This is a genomic window from Enterococcus sp. 7F3_DIV0205, from assembly GCF_002141365.2.
In the GTDB taxonomy this organism is placed as follows: Bacteria; Bacillota; Bacilli; order Lactobacillales; family Enterococcaceae; genus Enterococcus_L; species Enterococcus_L palustris.
On the sequence record NZ_CP147244.1, the window covers coordinates 3,683,533 to 3,707,130 of the forward strand.

A 23,598-nucleotide genomic window follows, 5' to 3' on the forward strand; every position below is an offset into this window, starting at 1 on the left:
GAACCTTTACTTCCTTTGATGTACTTGTCATTTAACTTAAATTTAGGAGGGAAAAAAATGACAACACTCATCACTGTTTTAGTGGTCCTTGCATTTCTTGCAGTGTTATACGTCTTTTATCGTATGCAAGCAAAACACTATAAGTTTTCAACTCGTGTTTTTGCCGCATTAGGTGTCGGTATTGTATTAGGTGGAATTATTCAATTCGCATTCGGTACCCAAGACAAAGTCACAACGCAAGCAATGGAATGGATCGGTATTGTAGGTAATGGATATGTAGCGTTTTTACAAATGCTCGTAATCCCCTTGGTATTTGTTTCTATCGTAGGAGCATTTACTAAGATGAAAGAATCCAAGCAAGTTGGAAAAATTAGCTTTACTGTCCTAGCGACCTTGTTAGGAACAACGGCTATAGCAGCGTTGGTTGGAATTGGAACAACATTATTGTTTGGACTACAAGGTGCGAAATTTACAGAAGGAACGGCAGAAACGGCACGGATTGCAGAACTTGCGACACGACAGGAAACCGTTGAAAACCTATCGATTCCTCAACAAATTTTATCTTTTATTCCTAAAAATGTTTTTGCAGATTTTGCTGGCACTCGTCCAACTAGTACGATTGGCGTGGTGATTTTTGCTGCATTCGTTGGGATTGCCTATTTAGGTATTAAAAGAAAAGCGCCGAAAGAAGCAGAATTTTTTGCAAACTTGATCGACAGTCTTTATAAAATCACGATGCGTATTGTAACATTGGTTTTACGCTTGACACCTTATGGAGTTTTAGCGTTGATGACTAATGTCGTTGCGACAAGTGATTATAATGCGATCCTTAACTTAGGAAAATTTGTATTCGCTTCTTACACCGCATTGATCATTGTAATGCTGGTTCACTTATTAATCTTGATGGCAGTCAGAGTAAATCCTGTAAACTATTTGAAAAAATCGTTTCCAGTGTTGAGTTTTGCTTTTACTTCAAGATCGAGTGCAGGAGCAATGCCTTTAAATATTGAAACACAAACAAAAGCATTAGGTGTTGATGATGCTACAGCAAACTTTGCTGCAAGTTTTGGTATGTCAATTGGACAAAATGGCTGTGCAGGGGTTTATCCTGCGATGTTGGCAACAATCGTTGCGCCAACTGTGGGAATCAATGTCTTTAGTTTAGAATTTATTTTAATGTTAGTCGCAATCGTAACAATCAGCTCATTCGGTGTTGCTGGTGTCGGTGGTGGGGCAACATTTGCTTCATTGATCGTGTTAGGTGCAATGAACTTACCTGTGGCAATCGTTGGATTGGTTATTTCTGTCGAACCATTGATCGATATGGCTAGAACGGCCGTTAACGTTAGTGACAGTATGGTAGCGGGAATCGTGACTAGTTCACGAATTAAAGAGTTAGACCGTGATGTGCTGAATGATAGTAGTCTAGTTATTGAAGAAAATGCTTAAAAAGTGATTCACTTCTCTTCCCCAAGAGAGTAAAAAAAGTAAGGTATGATCATTATTGATCGTATCTTACTTTTTAGTTTAAGTAGAGCAAATTTATTTTCATAAACCTTAGCATACGCTATGATAGAAAGTATATAATAGAAAAGAATGATGTAAGAATAGGGGAGAAACTATGTTTACCAACCAAATCAAAATAATGCTATATGTAACGAATGTAGAAGAATCAAGCAAATTCTGGCAAAAAATCGGTTTTGTAGAAAAGGAACGAGATGCTGTTGACGGAACATTAGTTGTAGAAATTGCACCAAGTGAAACTGCTGAAACAATGATTGTGTTATACGACCTAGAATTTATCCAACAACATTCACCAGAAGTTGCAGGCAATACACCGTCCTTGATGTTTTTTGCAGATGATGTCATTAGTTTATACAAAAACATGAAGGATGCTGGTGTACGTGTCGGGGAATTAGTTCAATTACCAACTGGATTAGTGTTCAATTTTGCGGATAATGATGAGAATTATTTTGCGGTATCTGGACAATAAGAAGGAAACATACACGAACAGCCTAGGCTTTTCTTTTTGAAAAGCCTAGGCTGTTTTGTTTTCCAATCTGTGCATTTATACACAAGCAAATAGCTCGCTTTTCCTATTTCTTTTTTTATATACTAAATACGTATGAATAGAAAAAGGGAACTGTACAGTTATTATGGAGATAGCAAAACAGTTTCTAAGAAAAAGGAGAAAGATAAAATGGATTACCGCGTATTACTTTATTATAAATACACGACAATTGAAAACCCAGAAGAATTTGCAAAGGAGCATTTAGCTTTTTGTAAGTCGTTGAACTTAAAAGGAAGAATTTTAGTAGCAAATGAAGGAATCAATGGCACCCTTTCAGGAACGATTGCGGATACCGATGCTTATATGGAAGCGATGTTAGCTGATGATCGTTTCAAAGATACCTATTTCAAGATCGATGAAGTAGCAGAAAATGCTTTCCATAAAATGTTCGTTCGTCCTAGAAAAGAACTTGTTTCTTTAAGCTTGGAAGAAGATGTGAATCCATTAGAATTAACTGGGAAATATTTAGAGCCGGTGGAATTTAAAGAAGCATTGCTAGATGAAGATACAGTTGTAATCGATGCTAGAAATGATTATGAATATGACTTGGGTCATTTCAGAGGGGCTGTTCGTCCTGACATTCGTAACTTTAGAGAATTACCACAATGGATTAGAGACAACAAAGAACAATTTATGGACAAAAAAGTTGTTACTTACTGTACTGGTGGCATTCGTTGTGAGAAATTTTCTGGTTGGTTGATCAAAGAAGGCTTTGAAGATGTCGCTCAACTTCATGGGGGCATCGCTGTTTATGGAAAAGATCCTGAAACAAGAGGCGAACTATGGGATGGAAAAATGTATGTCTTTGATGAACGAATCAGTGTTGAAATCAATCATGTTGATAAAAAAATCATTGGTAAAGACTGGTTTGATGGCACGCCTTGCGAACGTTACATCAATTGTGCTAATCCATTCTGTAATAAACAAATTTTAGCATCAGAAGAAAACGAAGCGAAGTATCTTGGTAGCTGTTCAGATGAATGTCGCCATCATCCTGCGAATCGTTATGTGATGAGAAATGAACTTTCAGAACAAGATGTGAAGGCTAGACTTGAAGCCATTGCAAATTAATTAATTTAAATCCAAAACGATATTTCACCATAAAAACACCGACCTCCAAACGTCAAATTTCTGATTGAACGTTTGGAGGTCGGTTTAGTTTATTATTACTATGCCTTGCTTTTTTATAATATAAAGCCAAAAAGCATGATGAAGAACAGTAAAAATACTACGTTTATGGCAGTAAACTGCCAAAGAAAAACTTTTGATTGTTTAGGATAGTACTCTTTATATAGTTTAAAACCAATCAAATTAGCTAACGAAGCAATGATCGTTCCTAAGCCTCCCACATTAACACCCCAAAAGAGTGCCTGAGATTGTTCTGTAAATGGTGCAATCAAAATAGCAGCAGGAACGTTACTGATGATTTGGCTAACGAGAATACTACCAAAAAATGTTTGTGTATTGGTGGTGAATTGTTCTCTAATGAAAGTCGAAAGCAGTTCGATCTGAGCAAAATTACCCACAGCAATAAAGAAAAAGATAAAGGTCCATAACAGTTTATAATCAATTTGTCTAAGTACATTTTTATCATAAATGGTTAGGATGATCACGGCAATCGGAATTACAACATAATATGGGAGTATGTTAAAAATCCCTAAAAGAATGAAACAGCCAATGAAACTAAAAAATGGTATTTTTCTTTTGTCAATCTTGGGAACCAGAGTGTGATGTTTTGGAAGTACTCTTTTTTTTATGAATAGAAATGAAATCAATAAAAATATAATTGAAGAAATGAGTAGTAAGATGGACCATTTAAAAAATGTCACAGTTGAAAGTGAATAATAAGAAAATAAGAACAGGTTTTGTGGGTTGCCAAAAGGAAAAAAACTACTACCTAAATTTGCGGCAACAATCAACAGGACGGCACCAAAAATTTTGTCGCCCATTTCTGGAAACTTCTTGATGATCGTGAGATAAATCGGCATCAATGTAAGAATCGCAACATCGTTTGTTAGGATCATAGAGCTGAAAAACGATAAAAAGACAATATTTCTGATTAGGTCACGAGAGGTCGAAGAAAAATCAATCATTTTATCAGCAAAATAGGTTAGAATACCAAATTTTTCAAGATTTTTTATGAATAGCATCAAACCAAGTAAACAAAAAATAACTTTAAAATCAATTGACTGTAACGAGAATTTACCGAAATAACAACTAATAATGGCAATCAAAAAAGACAGAGAAAATAATAAATCCTCGGTAAAAAAAGTATATAGTCGTTTCATTACAAGGCTCCTTTTTTTAGGTATTGTAGTCTGAAGACTGTTCAAATTTACTTTAAAAAAGAATAATTATCAAGTATAAAGTAAGTTCAAACAATATAAAAATGGATCACTCATATATGAAGAGTGATCCATTCTTTATTTCTAAATATTAAGCACTTTATCCAAGAAATCTTTCGTCCGTTCATTCTGCGGATTTTCAAAGATTTGTTGTGGTGTACCATCTTCTAAGAAATTACCGCCATCAATAAACATGACGCGATTGGCTACTTCTTTTGCAAAGCCCATTTCGTGAGTTACGATAACCATCGTCATTCCTTGTTTTGCCAATTTTTTCATGACATTCAACACATCACCGACCATTTCAGGATCAAGTGCAGATGTTGGTTCATCGAATAGCATGATATCAGGATTCATTGCTAAGGCACGAGCGATTGCTACACGTTGCTTTTGTCCGCCCGATAATGATTCTGGGTAACTATCTTTTTTATCGGCCAAACCAACAGTATCTAAAAGCTTGATTGCTTTTTCTTCTGCTTCTTTCTTTGACAAACGGCCTAGATCCGTTGGTGCCAAAGTAATATTTTCTAAGATTGATAAGTGAGGAAACAAATTAAAATGTTGGAAAACCATTCCAATATGCTGACGCACTTTGTTGATATTCGTATTTTTATCCGTTAAATTTGCTCCATCGATGATAATATCACCGCTAGTGGCTTCTTCAAGCTGATTCAAACAGCGAAGAAAAGTACTTTTGCCAGACCCAGAAGGACCAATGACACAAACAACATCGCCTTCTTGAATGGAAACGTTGATGTCGTTCAGTACGGTATTATCGCCGTATTTTTTTACTAAATGTTCTACAAGAATTTTTTCAGCCATATTAATTCACCTTCTTTTCTAAAACTTTCGCTAATTTCGTCAAGGCTGTAATCAAGATCAAGTACATCATTGCGATCACGAAGTATACCATAGTACTTTGTAAGTTTCTAGCAACAATTATTTTACCTGTTTGCAGTAGTTCGATCAAACCGATCGCAGAAAGAATCGTTGTATCTTTTAAAGAAATAACAAATTGATTGACGAAAGAAGGTATCATGATTTTGATTGCTTGCGGTAAAATGATTTTTTGCATGGTTCGATTATAAGAAAGTCCTAAACTGCGAGAAGCTTCCATTTGTCCAACGGGTACTGCGTTGATCCCACCACGGACAATTTCAGAGATATAAGCACTTGCATTTAATGTTAGAGTAATGATCCCTGCAAGAAAAACAGGAATGTTAAAACCTAAAATCCCTGGTAAGCCAAAGTAGATGAAGAAGGCTAATACCATTAAAGGAATACCACGAATGATATCAACATAAATAGTGGAGATCACGCGTAACGTTTTAGAAGGAGATGCACTGAATAATCCAAAGATCACTCCAACGATCAACGCTAAAATAAATGAAATCAGTGTTAACTGAATAGTCATCCATAAACCGCTCAACAGACGTTTCCAGTTGTTTTGAATCATACCAGTGAAGGTTGATTCATCTACTTTATTTTCAGTAGAACCATCTTTTACGTATTTTCCGATGATTTCGTCATACTCGCCAGTACGTTTTAATTCAGCTAAACCTTCATTGAACATTTGAACCAATTCAGGATTTTTGCCTTTTTTAACTGCGAAACCGTACTTTCCACCTTCTTCACGAGGAATCGGTGTTGCTAATGGTTGTTTTTGAGCGACACCATAACCGATTACTGGATAGTCATCCATCATCGCATTGATTTCACCAATTTCAAGCGCGCTATACAATGCATCAGTTGTATCTAAATATTTGACTGAGTAGCCATATTTATTTTTATTAGCTTCAAGAAAATCAGCACTTTCAGTTCCAATTTTAGCACCAACTTTTTTGCCTTTTAAATCTTCGTATGAGTGAATATCATCATTGCCTTTTTTGACAGCGATTTGAATGCCGCTGTTAAAATAAGGAGTAGAGAAGTCAAATGATTTTTCACGTTCATCTGTGATTGTCATTCCAGCGATCATAGCGTCTGCTTGTCCAGATTCAACTGCTTGAACAGCAGAACTAAAACCGATAAATTTAAACTCGATAGTAAAGTCTTGTAATTCAGCAATGCGGTTAACTAAATCCACATCGATTCCCTCATACTTACCGTTTGAATTTTGGAATTCAAATGGAGCAAAAGTCGAATCACTTGCGATCACGTAAGACTCTTTTTTGGGTTGGATCTTCTTCATTTTAGAGTCAGAGTCAGTTTTTGTCTCAGTTCCAGTAGAAATATATTTAGCTAAAATATCCTCATACTTACCTGAACTTTTCAGTTCTTTCAAACCAGCATTAAACTTTTCGATCAATTCTTTGTTTTGTCCTTTTTTAACAGCAAAACCGTAAGAACTGCCTGTTTCTTTTTTTCCAACTAATTGTAGGTTTTGACCATTTGTTACAGCATAGCCCAAAACGGGATAGTCATCAAAAATTGCATCTGCTTCGCCATTTTCTAGCGCTTGATAAAGTCCTGTTGCATCATCAAAATTTTTGACAGTATAGCCATATTTTTCTTGATTTTTCTCCAAGAAAGTAGCACTTTCAGTTCCTACTTTAGCTGCGGCCGTTTTCCCTTTTAAGTCTTCATAACGTTTGATTTTGTCATTGCCTTTTTTGACAGCCATTTGTAAGCCGCTGTCGAAATAAGGTTCTGAAAAGTCGAATGATTTCTTACGTTCATCTGTAATACTCATACCGGCAATCATACCGTCAACTTGTTTTGACTGTACAGCTTGAATGGCACTGTCAAAACCAAGTGGTTTCAGGTTTACTTTGAAGTTCTGATCTTTAGCTATTGCATGAAGTAAATCCACATCGATTCCGACATATTCACCTTTAGAGTCTTGAAATTCAAAAGGGGCAAAAGTCAAATCTGTTCCTATATTATATGTTTTTTCCTCAGCTTGAGCATTCTGCCCAAGTGTAAATGTCAGTAGACTTGCCATCATTACAATGAATGAAAGTAAAAAGTGTTTCCTTTTCATAAAATACCTCCTATATTTGCATATTGGATAATTATATAGTAAAAAAAGGCAAAAACACAAGTCATTCAACGTGATATAATTAAAAAAAACTCATTTTCTTACATCGGATGTCACAAAACATTACATATCTAGGTGTAAGTAGCAAAGGATAAAGTAAAAGGATGCAAACAAAAGATTAAATAAAATGTAAATTAGCGAAAATTGCGTATACGCAATGCATTCTATAACTAGCGAAAATATGTTCGGTATGTTAAAATAATTGCAGGAGTTTCTTTTCAATTTCACTAGTTAAAAATAGCAAAAAAGTGCGTATCATCTACTCGATAAGAGACGTTTTGTTTCTATTTAAGGAGATGTGTATCAGATCATTTGCTGATATTCTAGTTGAATAGAAACCAAAACTAAATGAAGTAAAAGGAGGATGTTAAATGATAGAAAGAGAGACCTCCAATACATTTGACTTAGTCTCAAAATATAAGCCGGATGGGGATCAGCCAGAAGCCATCAAAAGGTTAGTTGAAGGAATTGAAGGCGGCGAAAAGGCACAAATTCTGTTAGGAGCTACCGGAACAGGTAAAACATTTACGATTTCCAATGTCATCAAAGAAGTCAACAAGCCAACATTGGTTATTGCTCATAATAAAACATTAGCTGGACAGCTTTATGGAGAGTTTAAAGAATTCTTCCCGAATAACGCGGTCGAGTATTTTGTTAGTTATTATGATTATTATCAGCCAGAAGCATATGTTCCTTCTAGTGATACATATATAGAAAAAGATGCCAGTATCAATGACGAAATCGATAAATTACGACATTCAGCAACAAGTTCTTTATTAGAAAGAAATGATGTAATCGTGATTGCTTCGGTTTCCTGTATCTTTGGTTTAGGAGATCCCAAAGAGTATAGTGAACAAGTTGTGTCTATTCGTGTTGGTATGGAGATGGATCGCAGTAAGCTATTGACTGATTTGGTAAATATTCAGTTTGAACGAAATGATATCGACTTTCAACGTGGACGTTTTCGTGTACGAGGAGATGTGGTGGAAATTTTTCCAGCTTCCAGAGACGATCATGCGTTAAGAGTTGAGTTTTTTGGTGATGAAATCGAACGGATCAGAGAAGTGGATGCTCTCACAGGTGAAGTAATTGGCGAGACAGAACATGTCGCGATTTTTCCAGCAACTCACTTCGTAACCAACGAAGATCATATGGAACATGCGATTTCCCAAATCCAAGAAGAACTAGATGCTCGTCTAACTGTATTGCGTAATGAAAATAAATTATTAGAAGCCCAAAGATTAGAACAAAGAACGAATTATGATATTGAAATGATGAGAGAAATGGGCTACACATCAGGTATCGAAAATTATTCTCGTCATATGGATGGTCGTTCAGAAGGTGAACCGCCTTACACTCTGATTGACTTCTTCCCAGATGATTTTCTACTTGTGATCGATGAATCCCATGTATCGATGCCTCAAATTCGTGGCATGTATAACGGTGACCGTGCCAGAAAACAAATGCTCGTTGACTATGGATTCCGTTTGCCGAGTGCTTTAGATAATCGACCATTACGTCTTGAAGAATTTGAAGAGCATGTTCATCAAGTGGTGTATGTTTCAGCAACACCGGGACCATATGAGCATGAACAAACAGATACCGTGATTCCGCAAATTATTCGACCAACTGGTTTGTTAGATCCATTGATCGAAGTTCGTCCGATCATGGGTCAAATCGATGATTTAGTCGGTGAAATCCATGAGCGTGTTGAAAAAGATCAGCGCGTCTTTATTACAACATTGACCAAGAAAATGTCTGAGGATTTAACAGATTATCTGAAAGAATTAGGAATCAAAGTGAAGTATCTTCATAGTGATATCAAAACATTAGAACGAACAGAAATCATTCGAGATTTACGTTTAGGTGAATTTGATGTGTTGATTGGAATCAACTTGCTTCGTGAAGGGTTAGACGTACCAGAAGTATCCTTGATCGCGATTTTGGATGCAGATAAAGAAGGGTTCTTGCGAAGTGAGCGTTCGTTGATTCAAACCATTGGACGTGCAGCTCGTAATTCTGACGGTAGAGTAATCATGTACGCTGATAAGATTACTGATTCTATGCAAAAAGCAATGGATGAAACGGCACGTCGTCGCTCCATCCAAGAAAAATATAATGAAGAACATGGTATTACACCAAAAACAATCATTAAAGAAATCCGTGAGTTGATCTCAATTTCTAAGACGAATGAGAAAGGCGAAACAGTCAAGATCGATAAGTCTTATCATGAATTGAGTCGCCAAGAAAAAGCTGATTTATTAATGAAATTAGAAAAAGAAATGCGGGATGCCGCTAAAGCCTTAGACTTTGAAACGGCTGCAACTTTAAGAGATACGATATTGGAGTTAAAAGCTGGAGATTAAAGAATACTCGCTGTATTTTACAACAAAGGAGATAAACAATGGCAAATGATAAAATCGTCATTCATGGCGCACGCGCACATAATTTAAAAGATATAGATGTTACGATCCCTCGTGACAAAATGGTTGTAGTGACTGGATTATCTGGTTCAGGGAAAAGTTCACTAGCTTTCGATACTTTATACGCTGAAGGTCAGCGCCGCTATGTGGAAAGTCTTTCAGCTTATGCAAGACAATTTTTAGGTCAAATGGATAAACCAGATGTGGACAGTATCGATGGATTAAGCCCTGCTATTTCCATCGATCAAAAAACCACAAGTAAAAACCCACGTTCGACTGTCGGAACGGTCACTGAAATCAATGACTATTTACGATTATTATTTGCTCGGGTCGGTCATCCGATTTGTCCTAACGACGGTACTGAAATTACCAGTCAATCTGTTGAACAAATGGTAGACAAGGTGTTAGAGCTACCAGAAAAGACAAAACTCCAAGTATTAGCGCCAGTGATCGTTAAGAAAAAAGGGCAGCACAAAAAAGTCTTCGAGATGATTCAGCGTGAGGGCTATGTTCGGATGCGTGTCGATGGAGAAACGTATGACGTAACAGAAGCACCTGAACTTGAAAAAAATAAAAAACATGATATTGCAATCGTAATTGACCGAATCGTGGTAAAAGAAGGAATCCGCTCTCGTTTGTTTGATTCATTCGAAGCCGCATTACGTTTAGCCGATGGTTATGCTTTGGTTGATGTGATTGATGGGGAAGAAATGCTGTTTAGCGAACATTACGCTTGCCCGTATTGCGGTTTCACAGTAGGCGAATTGGAGCCAAGATTGTTTTCGTTTAATGCCCCATTTGGAGCATGTTCTGATTGTGATGGATTAGGTATAAAATTAGAAGTCGATCGTGACTTAGTGATTCCAGATCCGACTAAAACATTACGTGAAGGAGCAATCACACCTTGGAATCCAATAAGTTCTCAATATTACCCACAGATGTTGGAACAAGCTGCTGATAGTTTTAATATCGATATGGACACGCCATTTAACGAGCTGCCTGAGGAACATCAAGATATTATTTTAAATGGATCAAATGGTGAGCCATTCCATTTTCATTACGAAAATGATTTTGGCGGAGTACGAGATGTAGAAGTGCCGTTTGAAGGTGTTTTAACGAATATCAAGCGTCGCTACCATGAAACAAATAGTGATTTTACGCGCGATCAAATGCGTTTATATATGACTGAATTAACTTGTAGAACATGTAAGGGATATCGCTTGAATCCGCAAGCTTTATCCGTCAAAATCGATAACACGAATATCGGTCAAGTCAGTGAATTAGCAATCAAAAATGCAGTACAATTTTTTGAAACAGTGACATTATCTGAACAAGAACAAATGATTGCCAAACCAATTTTAAAAGAAGTGAAAGATCGTTTGAACTTTTTGAAGAATGTCGGATTGGATTATTTAACACTGAGCCGAGCAGCTGGAACGTTGTCTGGTGGAGAGGCACAGAGGATACGTTTAGCCACACAGATTGGTTCAAATTTATCTGGTGTTTTATATATTCTAGATGAGCCATCCATTGGCTTGCACCAACGAGATAACGATCGTTTGATCGAGTCTCTTAAAAAAATGCGGGATCTAGGGAATACACTGATCGTTGTTGAGCATGATGAAGATACCATGCGTGCATCGGATTACTTGATCGATGTTGGACCAGGTGCTGGGCATTTGGGTGGAGAGATCGTTGCTTCGGGAACACCTGATGAAGTAGCCAAAAATCCTAATTCTTTAACCGGGCAGTATTTATCTGGTAAAAAAGTAATCCCTGTTCCTAAAGAGCGTCGCAAAGGAAATGGTAAAAGCATCAAAGTAACAGGTGCAGCTGAGAATAATTTGAAAAATGTCACAGTAGAATTCCCATTAGGAGAATTTGTCGCAGTGACTGGGGTTTCTGGATCAGGGAAAAGTACGTTAGTCAATCAAATTTTGAAAAAAGCTTTGGCACAGAAAATCAATCGCAACTCAAATAAACCTGGTAAGCACAAAAGTATTACCGGCTATAAACATATCGAAAAAATTATCGATATCGATCAAAGTCCGATCGGCCGGACACCACGAAGCAACCCAGCAACTTATACAAGCGTTTTTGATGATATTCGTGATTTATTTGCAAAAACCAATGAAGCAAAAGTCCGTGGGTATAAAAAAGGTCGCTTTAGTTTCAATGTCAAAGGCGGTCGTTGTGAAGCTTGTCGTGGAGATGGAATCATTAAAATCGAAATGCACTTTTTACCAGATGTTTATGTTCCTTGTGAAGTTTGTCATGGGAAACGCTACAACTCTGAAACATTAGAAGTCCACTATAAAGGAAAAAATATTTCCGATATCTTAGATTTAACCGTTGAGGATGCAGTGGCGTTCTTTAAACATATTCCCAAAATACATCGTAAATTGCAAACGATTGTTGATGTAGGATTAGGCTATGTTACTTTAGGTCAGCCTGCTACCACATTATCCGGCGGTGAAGCTCAAAGGATGAAACTAGCAAGTGAACTCCATAAAAATTCAAATGGTAAAAATTTCTACATCTTAGATGAGCCAACTACTGGATTGCACACGGATGATATTGCTCGTCTGTTGGTCGTGTTAGAAAGACTTGTTGAAGCAGGGAACACTGTACTGGTTATTGAACATAATCTAGATGTCATTAAATCAGCGGATCACGTTATTGATTTAGGTCCAGAAGGTGGAGATGGCGGAGGAACGATTGTTGCAACAGGAACTCCAGAAGATATTGCAAAAGTTAAAGATAGCTACACTGGAAAATATTTGAAGCGTGTTTTATAAATTGGTATACTCCATTTTGAAAGTATTATCACCGTTTTTAAAGAAAATCTGAAGTTTGGATAAAAATTGTCTATTGGTATTGATTTCTTTAGATTCTTGAAGTAAAATCACAGTCAGATAGATATATTGTTCAACCGAATTGGTATATATCTTTCCTTCTATAAATAATCCGTTCAAAAAAGAAAAACACAACTCTCATTATTAGAGAGTTGTCTTTTTTTGTTTTCGATCAGTTATATTTTATTGGAAAAAAATAAAATAGACTATCGATAAAATAAAAATGAGAAAAAAATAATAAAATAAATAAAAACAAGTGTTTTTTAATCACTTTAATCTAAAAAAAGTCAAAAAAAGAAAGTATCTATACGTATGTTGAATGATATTTTTTTGAAAATCATGATATTCTATAGTTATCAAAAGAGTATGAAAGGATGATTTTTTCTTGGAAAAGAGAGAAGTAAAGATTGGCGCACATTATGTTTGTCATGGATCGAAATTTTCTTGGTTTTTTGTAGGAGAGGCCATCTCCAAAAAAGAAGAAGATGTGCAAGTCAGAGTTGTCAAATGTCACCCTACAGATCGTCCAGTCATAAATTGTGATGATCCTATTTTGAATTTAAATTATTTTGATGTCATTGAGGATGCTTAGTTTTTGAAGTTATGAATATAAGTTCACCAACACAAACGAACTAAATTTTCCCAATCATATAGTATATAGAGTGTCAGAAAAACTGGCAGATAATCGTAAGAGAGTAGAGTGGCTTGCAACGTTCACTTTACTCTCTTATTTTTTGTTAATATTAATTATATCTATTTTAAAAGTATTTCATTATGAAGAAATGAACGTTTAATATTATCGAAAAGATGGTAAACAATAGATTTTCAGTCTTACTTTCATTTTCTAGTCAACGTCTTCAATTCCTAAGAAACTCTGTAAGAAAAACTAGAATTAGTTGAAAAGCTTTCTTTGATACGCCCGGGATGCTATAATTAGTAAAATGTTTCCAAAGGAGCGCTGTAAAATGGCTGATAATTTACAATTAGTTATAATCACTGGAATGAGCGGAGCAGGAAAGACAGTCGCCATTCAAAGTTTTGAAGATATGGGGTATTTTTGTATCGATAATATGCCCCCAAGTTTGATTCCTAAGTTTTGGGAGTTGATTAAAGAGTCTGGAAAAGTCACTAAAATTGCGTTAGTGATCGATTTACGCTCGCGTAATTTCTTTAGAGAAATTCAAGATATGTTAGTTGAACTGGAAAATACTAATTTGATTGATACAACGATCATGTTTTTAGATGCAACTGATGAAGAGTTAGTTTCTCGTTATAAAGAAACTCGTCGTGCTCATCCCTTAGCGATGGATGGTTTGATCACAGAAGGAATTAGAAAAGAACGGGCGATTCTTGAAGAAATCAGAGGAGATGCTCAAGTCGTTATCGATACGACTGATTTGTCGCCTAGACAATTACGAGAAAGAATCAACGAAGAATTTAAATCACGAGATACACATGAATTTCGTGTTGAACTTATTTCGTTTGGTTTTAAGTATGGATTACCGATCGATGCAGATATTGTCATGGATGTTCGTTTTTTACCGAACCCGCACTACATCCCTGAGTTAAGACCGCTAACAGGACAAGATCAGTCTGTTTACGATTACGTAATGAGTTTCCCAGAAACAGAAAGCTTCTATACACGATTTATTGATTTGTTGAAAAATGTAATGCCTGGCTATGAAAAAGAGGGCAAATCAAGTGTTACAATCGCTATCGGTTGTACTGGCGGACAACACCGTTCAGTTGCTTTGACAGAACGAGTAAGTAAAGAATTAGAACAAGACTATCATGTTAATATTACGCATCGGGATAAAGGGAAGCGGAAAGAGACGGTAAACCGCTCATGAAAATGAAAACGTATCGTATTAGAAAACCTAAAATCGTTGTTGTTGGCGGAGGAACAGGACTGCCAGTTATTTTAAAAAGCTTACGTAATCAAAGTGCGGATATTACAGCTGTCGTAACGGTTGCGGATGATGGAGGAAGTAGCGGTGAGATTCGTGAATCGATGAATATGACGCCGCCTGGGGATCTCCGTAATGTATTAGTCGCTTTATCAGATATGCCTCAACTGTATGAAGATATTTTTCAGTATCGTTTTGATAAATCAGATAAATACTTTGCTAATCATGCAATTGGCAATTTGATTATTGCCGCAGTTTCAGAAATGCGCGGCAGTACGTATGAAGCGATTCAGTTACTTTCAAAGATGATGCATGTGGATGGGCATATTTATCCCTCGTCAGAAAGACCACTGACCTTGCATGCTGTTTTTAAAGATGGTTCGACTGCCGTTGGTGAATCCAGTATTGCTGTTGATCGAAAAACGATCGATCATGTCTTTGTGACAAACACAAATGATGATGAGCAGCCAAAAGCTGCTAGAAAAGTAGTGAAAGCAATTGAAGAAGCAGATATGATTGTTTTAGGTCCTGGAAGTATGTTTACGAGTATATTACCTAATTTAGTGATCAATGAAATCGGAGAAGCGATCATTAACGCCGAAGGGGAAGTTGTCTATATTTGTAATATCATGACCCAAAAAGGAGAAACAGAACATTTTAGCGATGCTGACCATGTTTGTGTATTACATGAGCATCTTAAAAGTAAATTTGTTGACACTGTTTTGGTCAATACTGAAAATGTACCTGAGGGATACATGGATCCAGAAGTCTATGATGAATATTTAGTTCAAGTAGAACATGATTTTCAAAAGTTAAGGGATGAAGGCTGTCGTGTCATCTCTACAGACTTTTTAAAACTGCGGGATGGTGGAGTTTTTCATGATGGTGACAAAGTGGTGGATGAATTATTCCGTATTGTTTTTGGTGCGAGGTATTAAGGTTTAAACAATTGGAGAGGAGGAAAGTAGGTTGTCTTTTGCAGCAGATGTAAAAAAAGAACTGACGACTTTAGAAGTTCATCGGGAACATGCTAGAGCAGAATTAGCTGCTTTGATTCGGATGAATGGTTCATTAAGCATTGTGAATCAGCAGTTTGTTTTAAATGTTCAAACAGAAAATGCAGCGATTGCCAGACGAATCTATTCTCTTTTAAAAGATCATTATGATGTTCGCTCAGAATTATTAGTTCGAAAAAAAATGAAATTAAAAAAGAATAATGTTTATATCGTACGATTAAAACAAGATACAAAAAGTGTATTAGCTGATTTAGATATTTTAGATGGTATGATGTTCAATACACATGTATCAGATGATATTATGGGAAATGCTCAAAAAATGAGATCCTATCTAAGAGGAGCTTTCATGGCATCTGGATCAGTTAATAATCCGGAAACAAGTCGATATCACTTGGAAATATTTTCTATTTATGAAGAACATAACGATGATATTTGTCAGATGTTGAACTATTACGATTTAAATGCACGAACGTTGGAACGGCGAAATGGCTACATCTCCTATTTAAAAGGAGCTGAACGGATTGCTGATTTTTTAACATTGATCGGCGCGACAAACTCAATGCTAAAATTTGAAGATGTCCGCATCGTTCGTGATATGCGGAATTCAGTAAATCGTTTAGTCAATTGTGAAACAGCGAATCTTAATAAAACGATTGATGCAGCATCAAAACAAATTGAAAATATTCAGTATATTGAAAGTGTTGTAGGCTTGGCAGCATTGCCAGGTAAACTGCAGGAAATTGCAGAATTACGTTTAGAGTACCCGGAAGTAAGTTTGAAAGAATTAGGCGAGATGATTCCATCAGGTGCGATTTCAAAATCAGGAATCAATCACCGTATTCGCAAAATCAATGAATTTGCTGATAAATTAAGAGAGAAAAGTGCGTAACTTCTTATGGATTGCTGGATGAATGAGCAGAGAGTTGGGTGAAGAGAATGGGCGTAGAAGATAAAGATTTTATTATGAGGCAGATCAAGCAACTTGGAGAAGGTTTAGGAACGTTTCTTGGAAAAGAAGACGTGGACAAAATTTTGAGTTTTGGTGAGGATGCTGAAAAAGAAGTTGAAGATTCTTCATTCGAAAAGAAACAGAAATTAGCTGATGTAGCTAAAAAAAATAAGACAAAGCTTAATTAGCTTTGCCTTATTTTTTATTTGCCTTCTAAATAGCTGATCAATTCTTCTTTTGTTACTGATTCATCAAAGATATGCTCACCAATCACGATTGTCGGTACAAATTTAATATTTGCGGCTTCTGCTTCTGCAATAACTGCTTGGATAATGGTTGGTTCTTCTTTTTTAGACAATTGCAAATTGTCTTCAGCAAATACTGCTACATCTTCTAGAGAAAGATTTCCCCACTGATCTTGTGTATCATACATTTGTTTTAAATCAGTCAATCCTTTTTCAGGTAAATCATAGTTGATGTGATGGTGCATTACATTGCCGCGTTGCAAACTTTCTTTCTCTTTATCAAATAGTTTGATGATTCGTTGAACTTTGCCAGCTTTAACATACTCATTTAGTAAATCAAACGATTCTTCAAACCATTTTTTACAATAAGGACAGCGAACATTCATAAATTCCACCATTTTTATTGGTGCTGAGTCTTGTCCAATTGCCAAACCATTTTTTGTTGTTACTTTTGTTGCATCAATAACTGAAATATCCATTGTAATATCATCCTTTCATTTCTTCTAATCTAAGTGTATCGCTTTTCGTTCCTAGTTTAAATAAAAATGCCCAAAATTTTCAAAAGAAAATTTGGGCAGGTGATTATTTGCTTAAAGAACTGCTATTTTCCATAACTTCATCGATCAGACCGTATTCTTTTGCTTGTTGAGCAGTCATAAAGTTATCACGATCTGTATCGCGTTCAATGACTTCAAGTGGTTGACCAGTACGTTCTGCTAAGATTTTATTTAAGCGATCGCGTGTATCAAGAATATGTTTCGCTGCGATTTCGATCTCTGTTGCTTGACCTTGGGCGCCGCCTAGTGGTTGATGGATCATGATTTCAGCATTTGGTAAGGCAAAACGCTTGCCTTTTGTACCAGCAGTTAATAGGAAACTTCCCATAGATGCTGCCATTCCTAAAACAATTGTTTGTACATCTGCTTTAACAAAATTCATTGTATCGAAAATTGCCAATCCAGCAGAAACACTGCCCCCAGGTGAATTGATGTAAATGTAGATATCTTTTTCAGAGTCTTGGGCATCTAAAAATAGTAATTGGGCAATAACTGAGTTTGCTACATTATCATCGATTGGGCCACTTAACATGATGATTCTATCTTTTAATAATCGTGAATAAATATCATATGCTCTTTCTCCACGAGATGATTGTTCAATGACTGTTGGTATTAAATTCATAGTATATTCCTCCTATATAAAAAACTCTTCAAATCATTTTATCACAAAGCATACCTTAATGCTTAAAAAAAGTATACTTTATTGGTCAATAAAGGTCAACTTTAAAGCTTTGACAAAATAGTAGAATCTAACACGCTAGCTATTTTTATTTTACTATAAAAAATAAGTAGAAATACTGTATTGAGAAGAATCACGACTTACTATTAAATTTATTTTTAATCCTTTGTATTTCCATCTTATTTTTTTACGCTTGTGAAAGAGTATGTTATACTAAAAAAATAAGAATGAAAAGAGTGAGGGAATCCGAATGGTTGTTTTTATTGCAGGAATAACTGGCGTTTTGATTGGCGCAGTTATTGTATCGGTTGGTGTCGCTTTACGTGTAACATACGACGAACGCAAAGCGGTACGTTATCGAGAACTAGAAAATTTTGTCAAAGAAATAGAAACACTGAATCTTTTGAACAAAAAGATTAATGAAATCCTACAAAAAAGAGACATTTATGTAGACAAATCTGTGAATTTTATGTCAATGGATGATTGTTATATCAGTATTGATGATTTCATTTATTTGGAATCTTTTTCGGCTCAAAATAATTTTTATTTGCCAACTTATTTGATCGAAGAATTTTTTAAGAAAATTGCTCATCGAAAAGTAATCTTAACACCTGATGAAGTGATCTCAATGGGAGGAAGCACTTATAAGGGCGGCCGAGTTATTTTAGAAAGCTTCTCAGAAGAGCTACTTTCGATTATTGAAGATAAAAAAAGACAAATGAAGCGTTTGACACATAAACCTTTATATTATTTCCAAAGAAACTAAAAAAACTGCTGATACCCATAAAAAGGTGTCAGCAGTTTTTCTTTTATGATGTTGCCACTATTTCCATTCAGCTAAACTATTCTTATACAAGTCAAATGTTTCTTGCGGAATATCTCCATTCATTTGAATTAGGAAAAAGCGTGCATCATTTCCAAATGTATGGGAGTAGAGTATCCCTGATTGCTGCCCCAATTCATCATAATAGCTTTTGGTTTTGTTCAGATCGTCGATTTTTTCAAATGTCATCACTCGAGCATTTTTGTATTTATCCATTAAGTCTTCACTATCAGCGTAGAAAGGATCTTCTTCTACACCAAAAATATAAGCAGATTTAGCATATGTTGGTGCAGCACCAAAATCTTGCGGTTTTTTCATTTCTTGTACGTAGTGAACAGTCAATCCCTCTGATTGAAAACGAGTAATAATGTCTTTTGCGGATAGGTTTGTAATTTTTTCTCTCAATGCAGGAAGTTCTTCCGTTACTTCTTTTTTACGAGTCGTATAAGCTGTAACCTTTTCTTTTTCTTCAATAGAAGTAAAATCATCTTTAGGTAAATCTTTAAGCTCTTGTTCAAACTCGCTGACTTTGGCTAGAGTGATATCTTTTTTTATTGCTTCCTTTGTGTTATCTGTATAGCTAGCATCTATCTCTTTTTCTAAACTAGATAAAGTTGTATCTGCTTTTTCAAAAAGAGCTTGTGTTTCTTCTGGATTTGCTTTAGTTTCTTTGTTTGTTTTTGAATTAGTACATCCCCCTAATAACAAAATCCCCGTCATGCAAATAATGATTGCTGTTGCTTTTTTCATTCGTAACTCATCTTCCTTTTCTAATTAAGTTTAAAAATAAAATCGTTTTCAACTCATATACTTTAGCATAGATAATCGAGGCAAACAATATAGGTTTTTTTTTTTAGTATTATCAAACAATAAGTAAGAAAGGATATGCTGATGTTTTTAGAATTTTCTGAATCTTTTTATCAAATTTTATTGACATTCTCATTTATTAGGTATATAGTTAACAAAAGCTTTTATTTATCACATGCTATTTTAATCTTTATAGATTTTTTTAAAAGAGGAGACCATTGCCATGAAAAAGACAAACAACAATCACGTATTAGTCATTATTTTATCGTGTAGGACTTAGAACACTGAGAAATTTCGCAGATGTTTGAGTCCTGTTTGTCTTTGGTAGATGGGGTTCTTACTAAGACATCCCATTTAATCGATGGGATGTCTTTTTTTGTAAAAAGTGATGTAGAGAAGCAAGTGAAGTAAATACAAAAATGAATCAGGAGAATAAAATATAAGTTCTTCTGTAGACAATTGAATTGGAGTGGATGAAAAATGCGTAGTGACCAAATAAAAAAAGGGATTGAAGCCGCACCCGCTAGAAGTTTACTTTATGCGACGGGTCAAGTGAAAAATGCCAAAGATATGCAGAAGCCGTTTATAGCAATTTGTAATTCTTATATTGATATTGTACCAGGTCATGTGCATTTAAGAGAGTTAGCAGATGTTGCCAAAGAGGCGATCCGTGAAGCAGGAGGGATTCCTTTTGAATTCAATACGATTGGGGTAGATGATGGAATTGCCATGGGACATATTGGTATGCGCTACTCACTGCCTAGTAGAGAGATCATTGCGGATGCAGCAGAGACAGTAATCAATGCCCATTGGTTTGATGGTGTTTTTTATATTCCAAACTGCGACAAAATCACTCCAGGAATGCTTATGGCAAGTGTTCGAACGAATGTCCCAGCAATCTTCTGTTCAGGTGGGCCAATGAAAGCCGGGGTTGATCCTAGAGGACATACAACCACTCTTTCTAACATGTTTGAAGCAGTCGGAACCTTTAAAGAAGGTAAGATGACTGAAGAAGAATTTAACTTTATGGAACAAAATGCTTGTCCGACTTGCGGTTCATGTGCGGGGATGTTTACAGCGAATTCGATGAATTGTTTGATGGAAGTTTTAGGCATGGCCTTACCAGGAAATGGAACGATTTTAGCTGTATCAGATGAACGGAGAGAACTCGTTAGAAAATCAGCGTTTCATTTAATGGACTTAGTCAAAAATCAAGTGAAACCAAGAGATATCATCACAAAAGAAGCAATTGATGATGCTTTTGCACTAGACATGGCGATGGGCGGTTCGACCAATACAGTCTTGCATACATTAGCAATTGCTAATGAAGCTGAGATCGACTACAACTTAGAAGAAGTTAATGCGATTGCTGAACGTGTTCCTTACTTATCTAAAATTGCGCCATCATCTGCGTACTCAATGCACGATGTTCATGAAGCAGGAGGGGTTCCAGCAATCATGAAAGAGTTAGTCGATTTAGGAAATGCAATCCATCCAGATCGAATTACAGTTACAGGAAAAACGATTCGTGAAAATGTTCAAGATGCAGTCATCAAAAATGAAGAAGTTATCCATCCAAAAGAAAATCCATATAGCCCAGTTGGTGGTTTATCTATTTTATATGGAAACATTGCGCCAAAAGGCAGTGTAATCAAAGTTGGTGGAGTGGATCCATCGATCAAAAAATTTGTAGGGAAAGCGATTTGCTTTAGTTCTCATGATGAAGCCGTTGCAGCCATTGATGATCATACTGTAAAAAAAGGACATGTTGTGGTGATTCGTTATGAAGGACCAAAAGGCGGTCCTGGAATGCCGGAAATGCTAGCACCAACTTCAAGTATTGTTGGAAGAGGCTTAGGAAAAGATGTTGCTTTGATTACCGATGGTCGTTTTTCAGGAGCGACTCGCGGAATCGCTGTAGGTCATATTTCACCAGAAGCAGCAGCAGGCGGTCCGATTGCACTAGTTAGAGATGGCGATGAAATTGAAATTGATTTAACAAATCGGACATTAGAATTACATGTTTCAGATGAAGAGTTGGCTAAAAGAAACGACCAATTGCCGAAATTCAAAGCAAAAGTAAAAACAGGATACTTAGCTCGATATACGGCACTAGTAACATCAGCTCATACAGGAGGAATCATGCAGATTCCAGATGATTTGCTAGACTAGAGGAGGGAAGCTCATGGCAGAACAACAGAGAAAAATGAAAAATGGTTCAAGGATTTTGATTGATGCGTTGTTGAAGCAAGAAGTAGAGATGATTTTTGGATATCCTGGTGGAGCAGTCCTTCCTTTGTACGATGCGTTGTATGACGGAGACATTCCTCATATTTTGACAAGACATGAACAAGGTGCCGTTCATGCGGCTGAAGGATATGCAAAAGCGACTGGCAAACCAGGAGTTGTCATCGTAACCAGTGGTCCAGGTGCAACAAATGCAATCACTGGTATTGCTGATGCGATGAGTGATTCAATTCCAATGATTGTTTTTACTGGACAAGTCCTCACTGATGGCATCGGTAAAGATGCGTTTCAAGAAGCCGATGTTATTGGGCTTACGATGCCAATTACAAAAAATAATTATCAAGTTCGGGAAACAAAAGAATTACCAAGGATCATTGAAGAAGCGTTTCATATAGCAACAACTGGTAGAAAAGGCCCCGTTGTGATCGATTTGCCAAAAGATATAACGATAATGGAGACCGATGCAGATATTGAGGTTAAACTGAACTTACCAAGCTATCAACCAACAGTTAAACCGAATAAACTTCAAGTAAAAAAATTAATGGATGCATTAACTACGGCAAAAAAACCATTAGTACTGGTTGGAGCAGGAGTCTTACATGCTGATGCTGGAAAAGAATTAGTAGAATTTATCAATAAATATCAAATACCAACATTAAGTTCGTTATTAGGGCTAGGAGCAGTTCCAACAACGAATGAGCTTTTTCTAGGAATGGGCGGTATGCATGGCTCGTTTGCAGCAAATATGGCATTGACTGATTGCGATTTTTTGATCAATATAGGTTCTCGTTTTGATGATCGTTTAGCTAGCGCACCAAAAGAATTTGCGCCAAATGCACTGATTGCTCATGTTGATATCGATCCAGCTGAAATTGGTAAGACGATTGAAACACAAATCCCAATCGTAGCAGACGCCAAAGAAACGCTGAAAGAAATGCTGAAAATCGAGGTAGAATGTGCAGATACTACAGATTGGAGAAAGCTTAATCTTTCAAGAAAAAAACGGCATCCATTTAAATATGATAAAGAACAAAAAGCAGAAATCAAACCGCAAAAGGTCATTGAGTTTATTGGAGAATTGACAAAAGGCGAGGCAATTGTTGCAACCGACGTAGGGCAGCACCAAATGTGGGCCGCTCAGTTTTATCCATTTAAAAATGAAAAGCAACTCGTTACAAGTGGTGGATTAGGAACAATGGGTTACGGCGTTCCAGCTGCAATCGGCGCAAAATTAGGCTGTCCTGATAAAGAAGTCGTCCTTTTTGTTGGTGATGGCGGATTCCAAATGACAAACCAAGAATTAGCAATTTTGAATGTATACAATATTCCGATCAAAATCGTAATCTTGAATAATCGCTCGCTAGGAATGGTGCGTCAATGGCAAGAAAGTTTCTTCGGTGAACGTCGTTCTGAATCAGTTTTTGAAACACAGCCGGATTTTGTGAAGATGGCAGAAGCATATCATATCAAAGGGATCAGAATAGAAGATCCAGAAACGGTAGAAGCTGAATTGACAGAAGCGTTTAAAGAGACAGGGCCTTTGTTGATCGAAGTTATGGTATCGCCAACGGAACATGTACTGCCAATGGTTCCAGCTGGTAAAGCCAACTATCAGATGCTGGGGGTGGACTAAA

19 protein-coding genes are annotated in these 23,598 nt (G+C 36.4%); 13 read left to right on the forward strand and 6 right to left on the reverse strand.

Going from position 1 to position 23,598, the window contains the following annotated elements:
* The first annotated feature begins 57 nt into the window (after window positions 1-57).
* The 3 genes from A5821_RS17195 to A5821_RS17205 all read left to right on the forward strand — a co-directional run bounded on the left by A5821_RS17195 (window position 58) and on the right by A5821_RS17205 (window position 3,142).
* Complete coding sequence (locus A5821_RS17195) at window positions 58-1,449, forward strand: L-cystine transporter (RefSeq protein ID WP_086312169.1); 1,392 nt, start codon at window positions 58-60, stop codon at window positions 1,447-1,449.
* A 172-nt stretch (window positions 1,450-1,621) separates the two neighbouring features.
* Complete coding sequence (locus tag A5821_RS17200) at window positions 1,622-1,993, forward strand: VOC family protein (RefSeq protein WP_086312170.1); 372 nt, start codon at window positions 1,622-1,624, stop codon at window positions 1,991-1,993.
* Between the two features lie 207 nt (window positions 1,994-2,200).
* The gene (locus tag A5821_RS17205) at window positions 2,201-3,142 is read left to right on the forward strand and encodes a rhodanese-related sulfurtransferase (protein ID WP_086312171.1); all 942 of its coding nucleotides are present in this window, start codon (window positions 2,201-2,203) and stop codon (window positions 3,140-3,142) included.
* A gap of 113 nt (window positions 3,143-3,255) precedes the next feature.
* Here the strand turns inward: A5821_RS17205 and A5821_RS17210 are convergent, their stop codons facing one another.
* From A5821_RS17210 to A5821_RS17220, 3 genes are all read right to left on the reverse strand, one after another.
* Window positions 3,256-4,359, reverse strand: a complete 1,104-nt coding sequence (locus A5821_RS17210; RefSeq protein ID WP_086312172.1) for an SLC13 family permease — start codon at window positions 4,357-4,359, stop codon at window positions 3,256-3,258.
* Between the two features lie 141 nt (window positions 4,360-4,500).
* Window positions 4,501-5,238, reverse strand: coding sequence for an amino acid ABC transporter ATP-binding protein (locus A5821_RS17215; protein ID WP_010773153.1), 738 nt, complete (start codon window positions 5,236-5,238; stop codon window positions 4,501-4,503).
* A 1-nt stretch (window position 5,239) separates the two neighbouring features.
* A complete protein-coding gene (locus A5821_RS17220; protein WP_086312173.1) occupies window positions 5,240-7,399 on the reverse strand; it encodes an amino acid ABC transporter substrate-binding protein/permease in 2,160 nt (719 codons plus the stop codon).
* Between the two features lie 428 nt (window positions 7,400-7,827).
* On the opposite strand from A5821_RS17220, the gene uvrB reads away from it, so the two are divergent.
* The 7 genes from uvrB (at window position 7,828) to A5821_RS17255 (ending at window position 16,794) form a co-directional block, all read left to right on the forward strand.
* Window positions 7,828-9,822 carry an excinuclease ABC subunit UvrB gene (uvrB, locus tag A5821_RS17225; protein WP_086312174.1) on the forward strand — a complete coding sequence of 665 codons (1,995 nt, stop codon included), beginning with the start codon at window positions 7,828-7,830 and terminating at the stop codon, window positions 9,820-9,822.
* 38 nt (window positions 9,823-9,860) lie between these two features.
* Window positions 9,861-12,677, forward strand: coding sequence for an excinuclease ABC subunit UvrA (gene uvrA / locus A5821_RS17230; protein ID WP_086312175.1), 2,817 nt, complete (start codon window positions 9,861-9,863; stop codon window positions 12,675-12,677).
* A 442-nt stretch (window positions 12,678-13,119) separates the two neighbouring features.
* Window positions 13,120-13,326 (forward strand): hypothetical protein, encoded by a 207-nt coding sequence (locus A5821_RS17235; protein WP_086312176.1) that lies wholly within the window; start codon window positions 13,120-13,122, stop codon window positions 13,324-13,326.
* 373 nt (window positions 13,327-13,699) lie between these two features.
* Window positions 13,700-14,584 (forward strand): RNase adapter RapZ, encoded by an 885-nt coding sequence (rapZ, locus tag A5821_RS17240; protein ID WP_086312177.1) that lies wholly within the window; start codon window positions 13,700-13,702, stop codon window positions 14,582-14,584.
* Entirely contained in the window at window positions 14,581-15,579 is a 999-nt protein-coding gene (locus tag A5821_RS17245; RefSeq protein ID WP_170922914.1) for a gluconeogenesis factor YvcK family protein, read from the forward strand. Before rapZ ends, A5821_RS17245 begins: the two co-directional genes overlap by 4 nt.
* A gap of 31 nt (window positions 15,580-15,610) precedes the next feature.
* Window positions 15,611-16,546, forward strand: a complete 936-nt coding sequence (gene whiA, locus A5821_RS17250) for a DNA-binding protein WhiA (protein WP_086312178.1) — start codon at window positions 15,611-15,613, stop codon at window positions 16,544-16,546.
* Between the two features lie 47 nt (window positions 16,547-16,593).
* Window positions 16,594-16,794 carry a hypothetical protein gene (locus A5821_RS17255; RefSeq protein WP_086312179.1) on the forward strand — a complete coding sequence of 67 codons (201 nt, stop codon included), beginning with the start codon at window positions 16,594-16,596 and terminating at the stop codon, window positions 16,792-16,794.
* A 14-nt stretch (window positions 16,795-16,808) separates the two neighbouring features.
* Here the strand turns inward: A5821_RS17255 and A5821_RS17260 are convergent, their stop codons facing one another.
* Both A5821_RS17260 and clpP read right to left on the reverse strand, forming a co-directional pair.
* Window positions 16,809-17,330, reverse strand: a complete 522-nt coding sequence (locus tag A5821_RS17260; RefSeq protein WP_086312180.1) for a DsbA family protein — start codon at window positions 17,328-17,330, stop codon at window positions 16,809-16,811.
* A 103-nt stretch (window positions 17,331-17,433) separates the two neighbouring features.
* On the reverse strand, window positions 17,434-18,030 hold the full coding sequence (clpP, locus tag A5821_RS17265) for an ATP-dependent Clp endopeptidase proteolytic subunit ClpP (protein ID WP_010760682.1): 597 nt from the start codon (window positions 18,028-18,030) through the stop codon (window positions 17,434-17,436).
* A 307-nt stretch (window positions 18,031-18,337) separates the two neighbouring features.
* On the opposite strand from clpP, the gene A5821_RS17270 reads away from it, so the two are divergent.
* A complete protein-coding gene (locus tag A5821_RS17270; protein ID WP_086312181.1) occupies window positions 18,338-18,853 on the forward strand; it encodes a hypothetical protein in 516 nt (171 codons plus the stop codon).
* A 57-nt stretch (window positions 18,854-18,910) separates the two neighbouring features.
* On the opposite strand, the gene A5821_RS17275 is transcribed toward A5821_RS17270, so the two are convergent.
* Window positions 18,911-19,660, reverse strand: a complete 750-nt coding sequence (locus tag A5821_RS17275; protein WP_086312182.1) for a hypothetical protein — start codon at window positions 19,658-19,660, stop codon at window positions 18,911-18,913.
* A gap of 537 nt (window positions 19,661-20,197) precedes the next feature.
* Between A5821_RS17275 and ilvD the strand changes: the two genes are divergently transcribed.
* Both ilvD and ilvB read left to right on the forward strand, forming a co-directional pair.
* Complete coding sequence (gene ilvD / locus A5821_RS17280) at window positions 20,198-21,889, forward strand: dihydroxy-acid dehydratase (RefSeq protein WP_086312183.1); 1,692 nt, start codon at window positions 20,198-20,200, stop codon at window positions 21,887-21,889.
* 13 nt (window positions 21,890-21,902) lie between these two features.
* Window positions 21,903-23,597 carry a biosynthetic-type acetolactate synthase large subunit gene (gene ilvB / locus A5821_RS17285; protein ID WP_086312184.1) on the forward strand — a complete coding sequence of 565 codons (1,695 nt, stop codon included), beginning with the start codon at window positions 21,903-21,905 and terminating at the stop codon, window positions 23,595-23,597.
* The last annotated feature ends 1 nt before the right edge of the window (window position 23,598 follow it).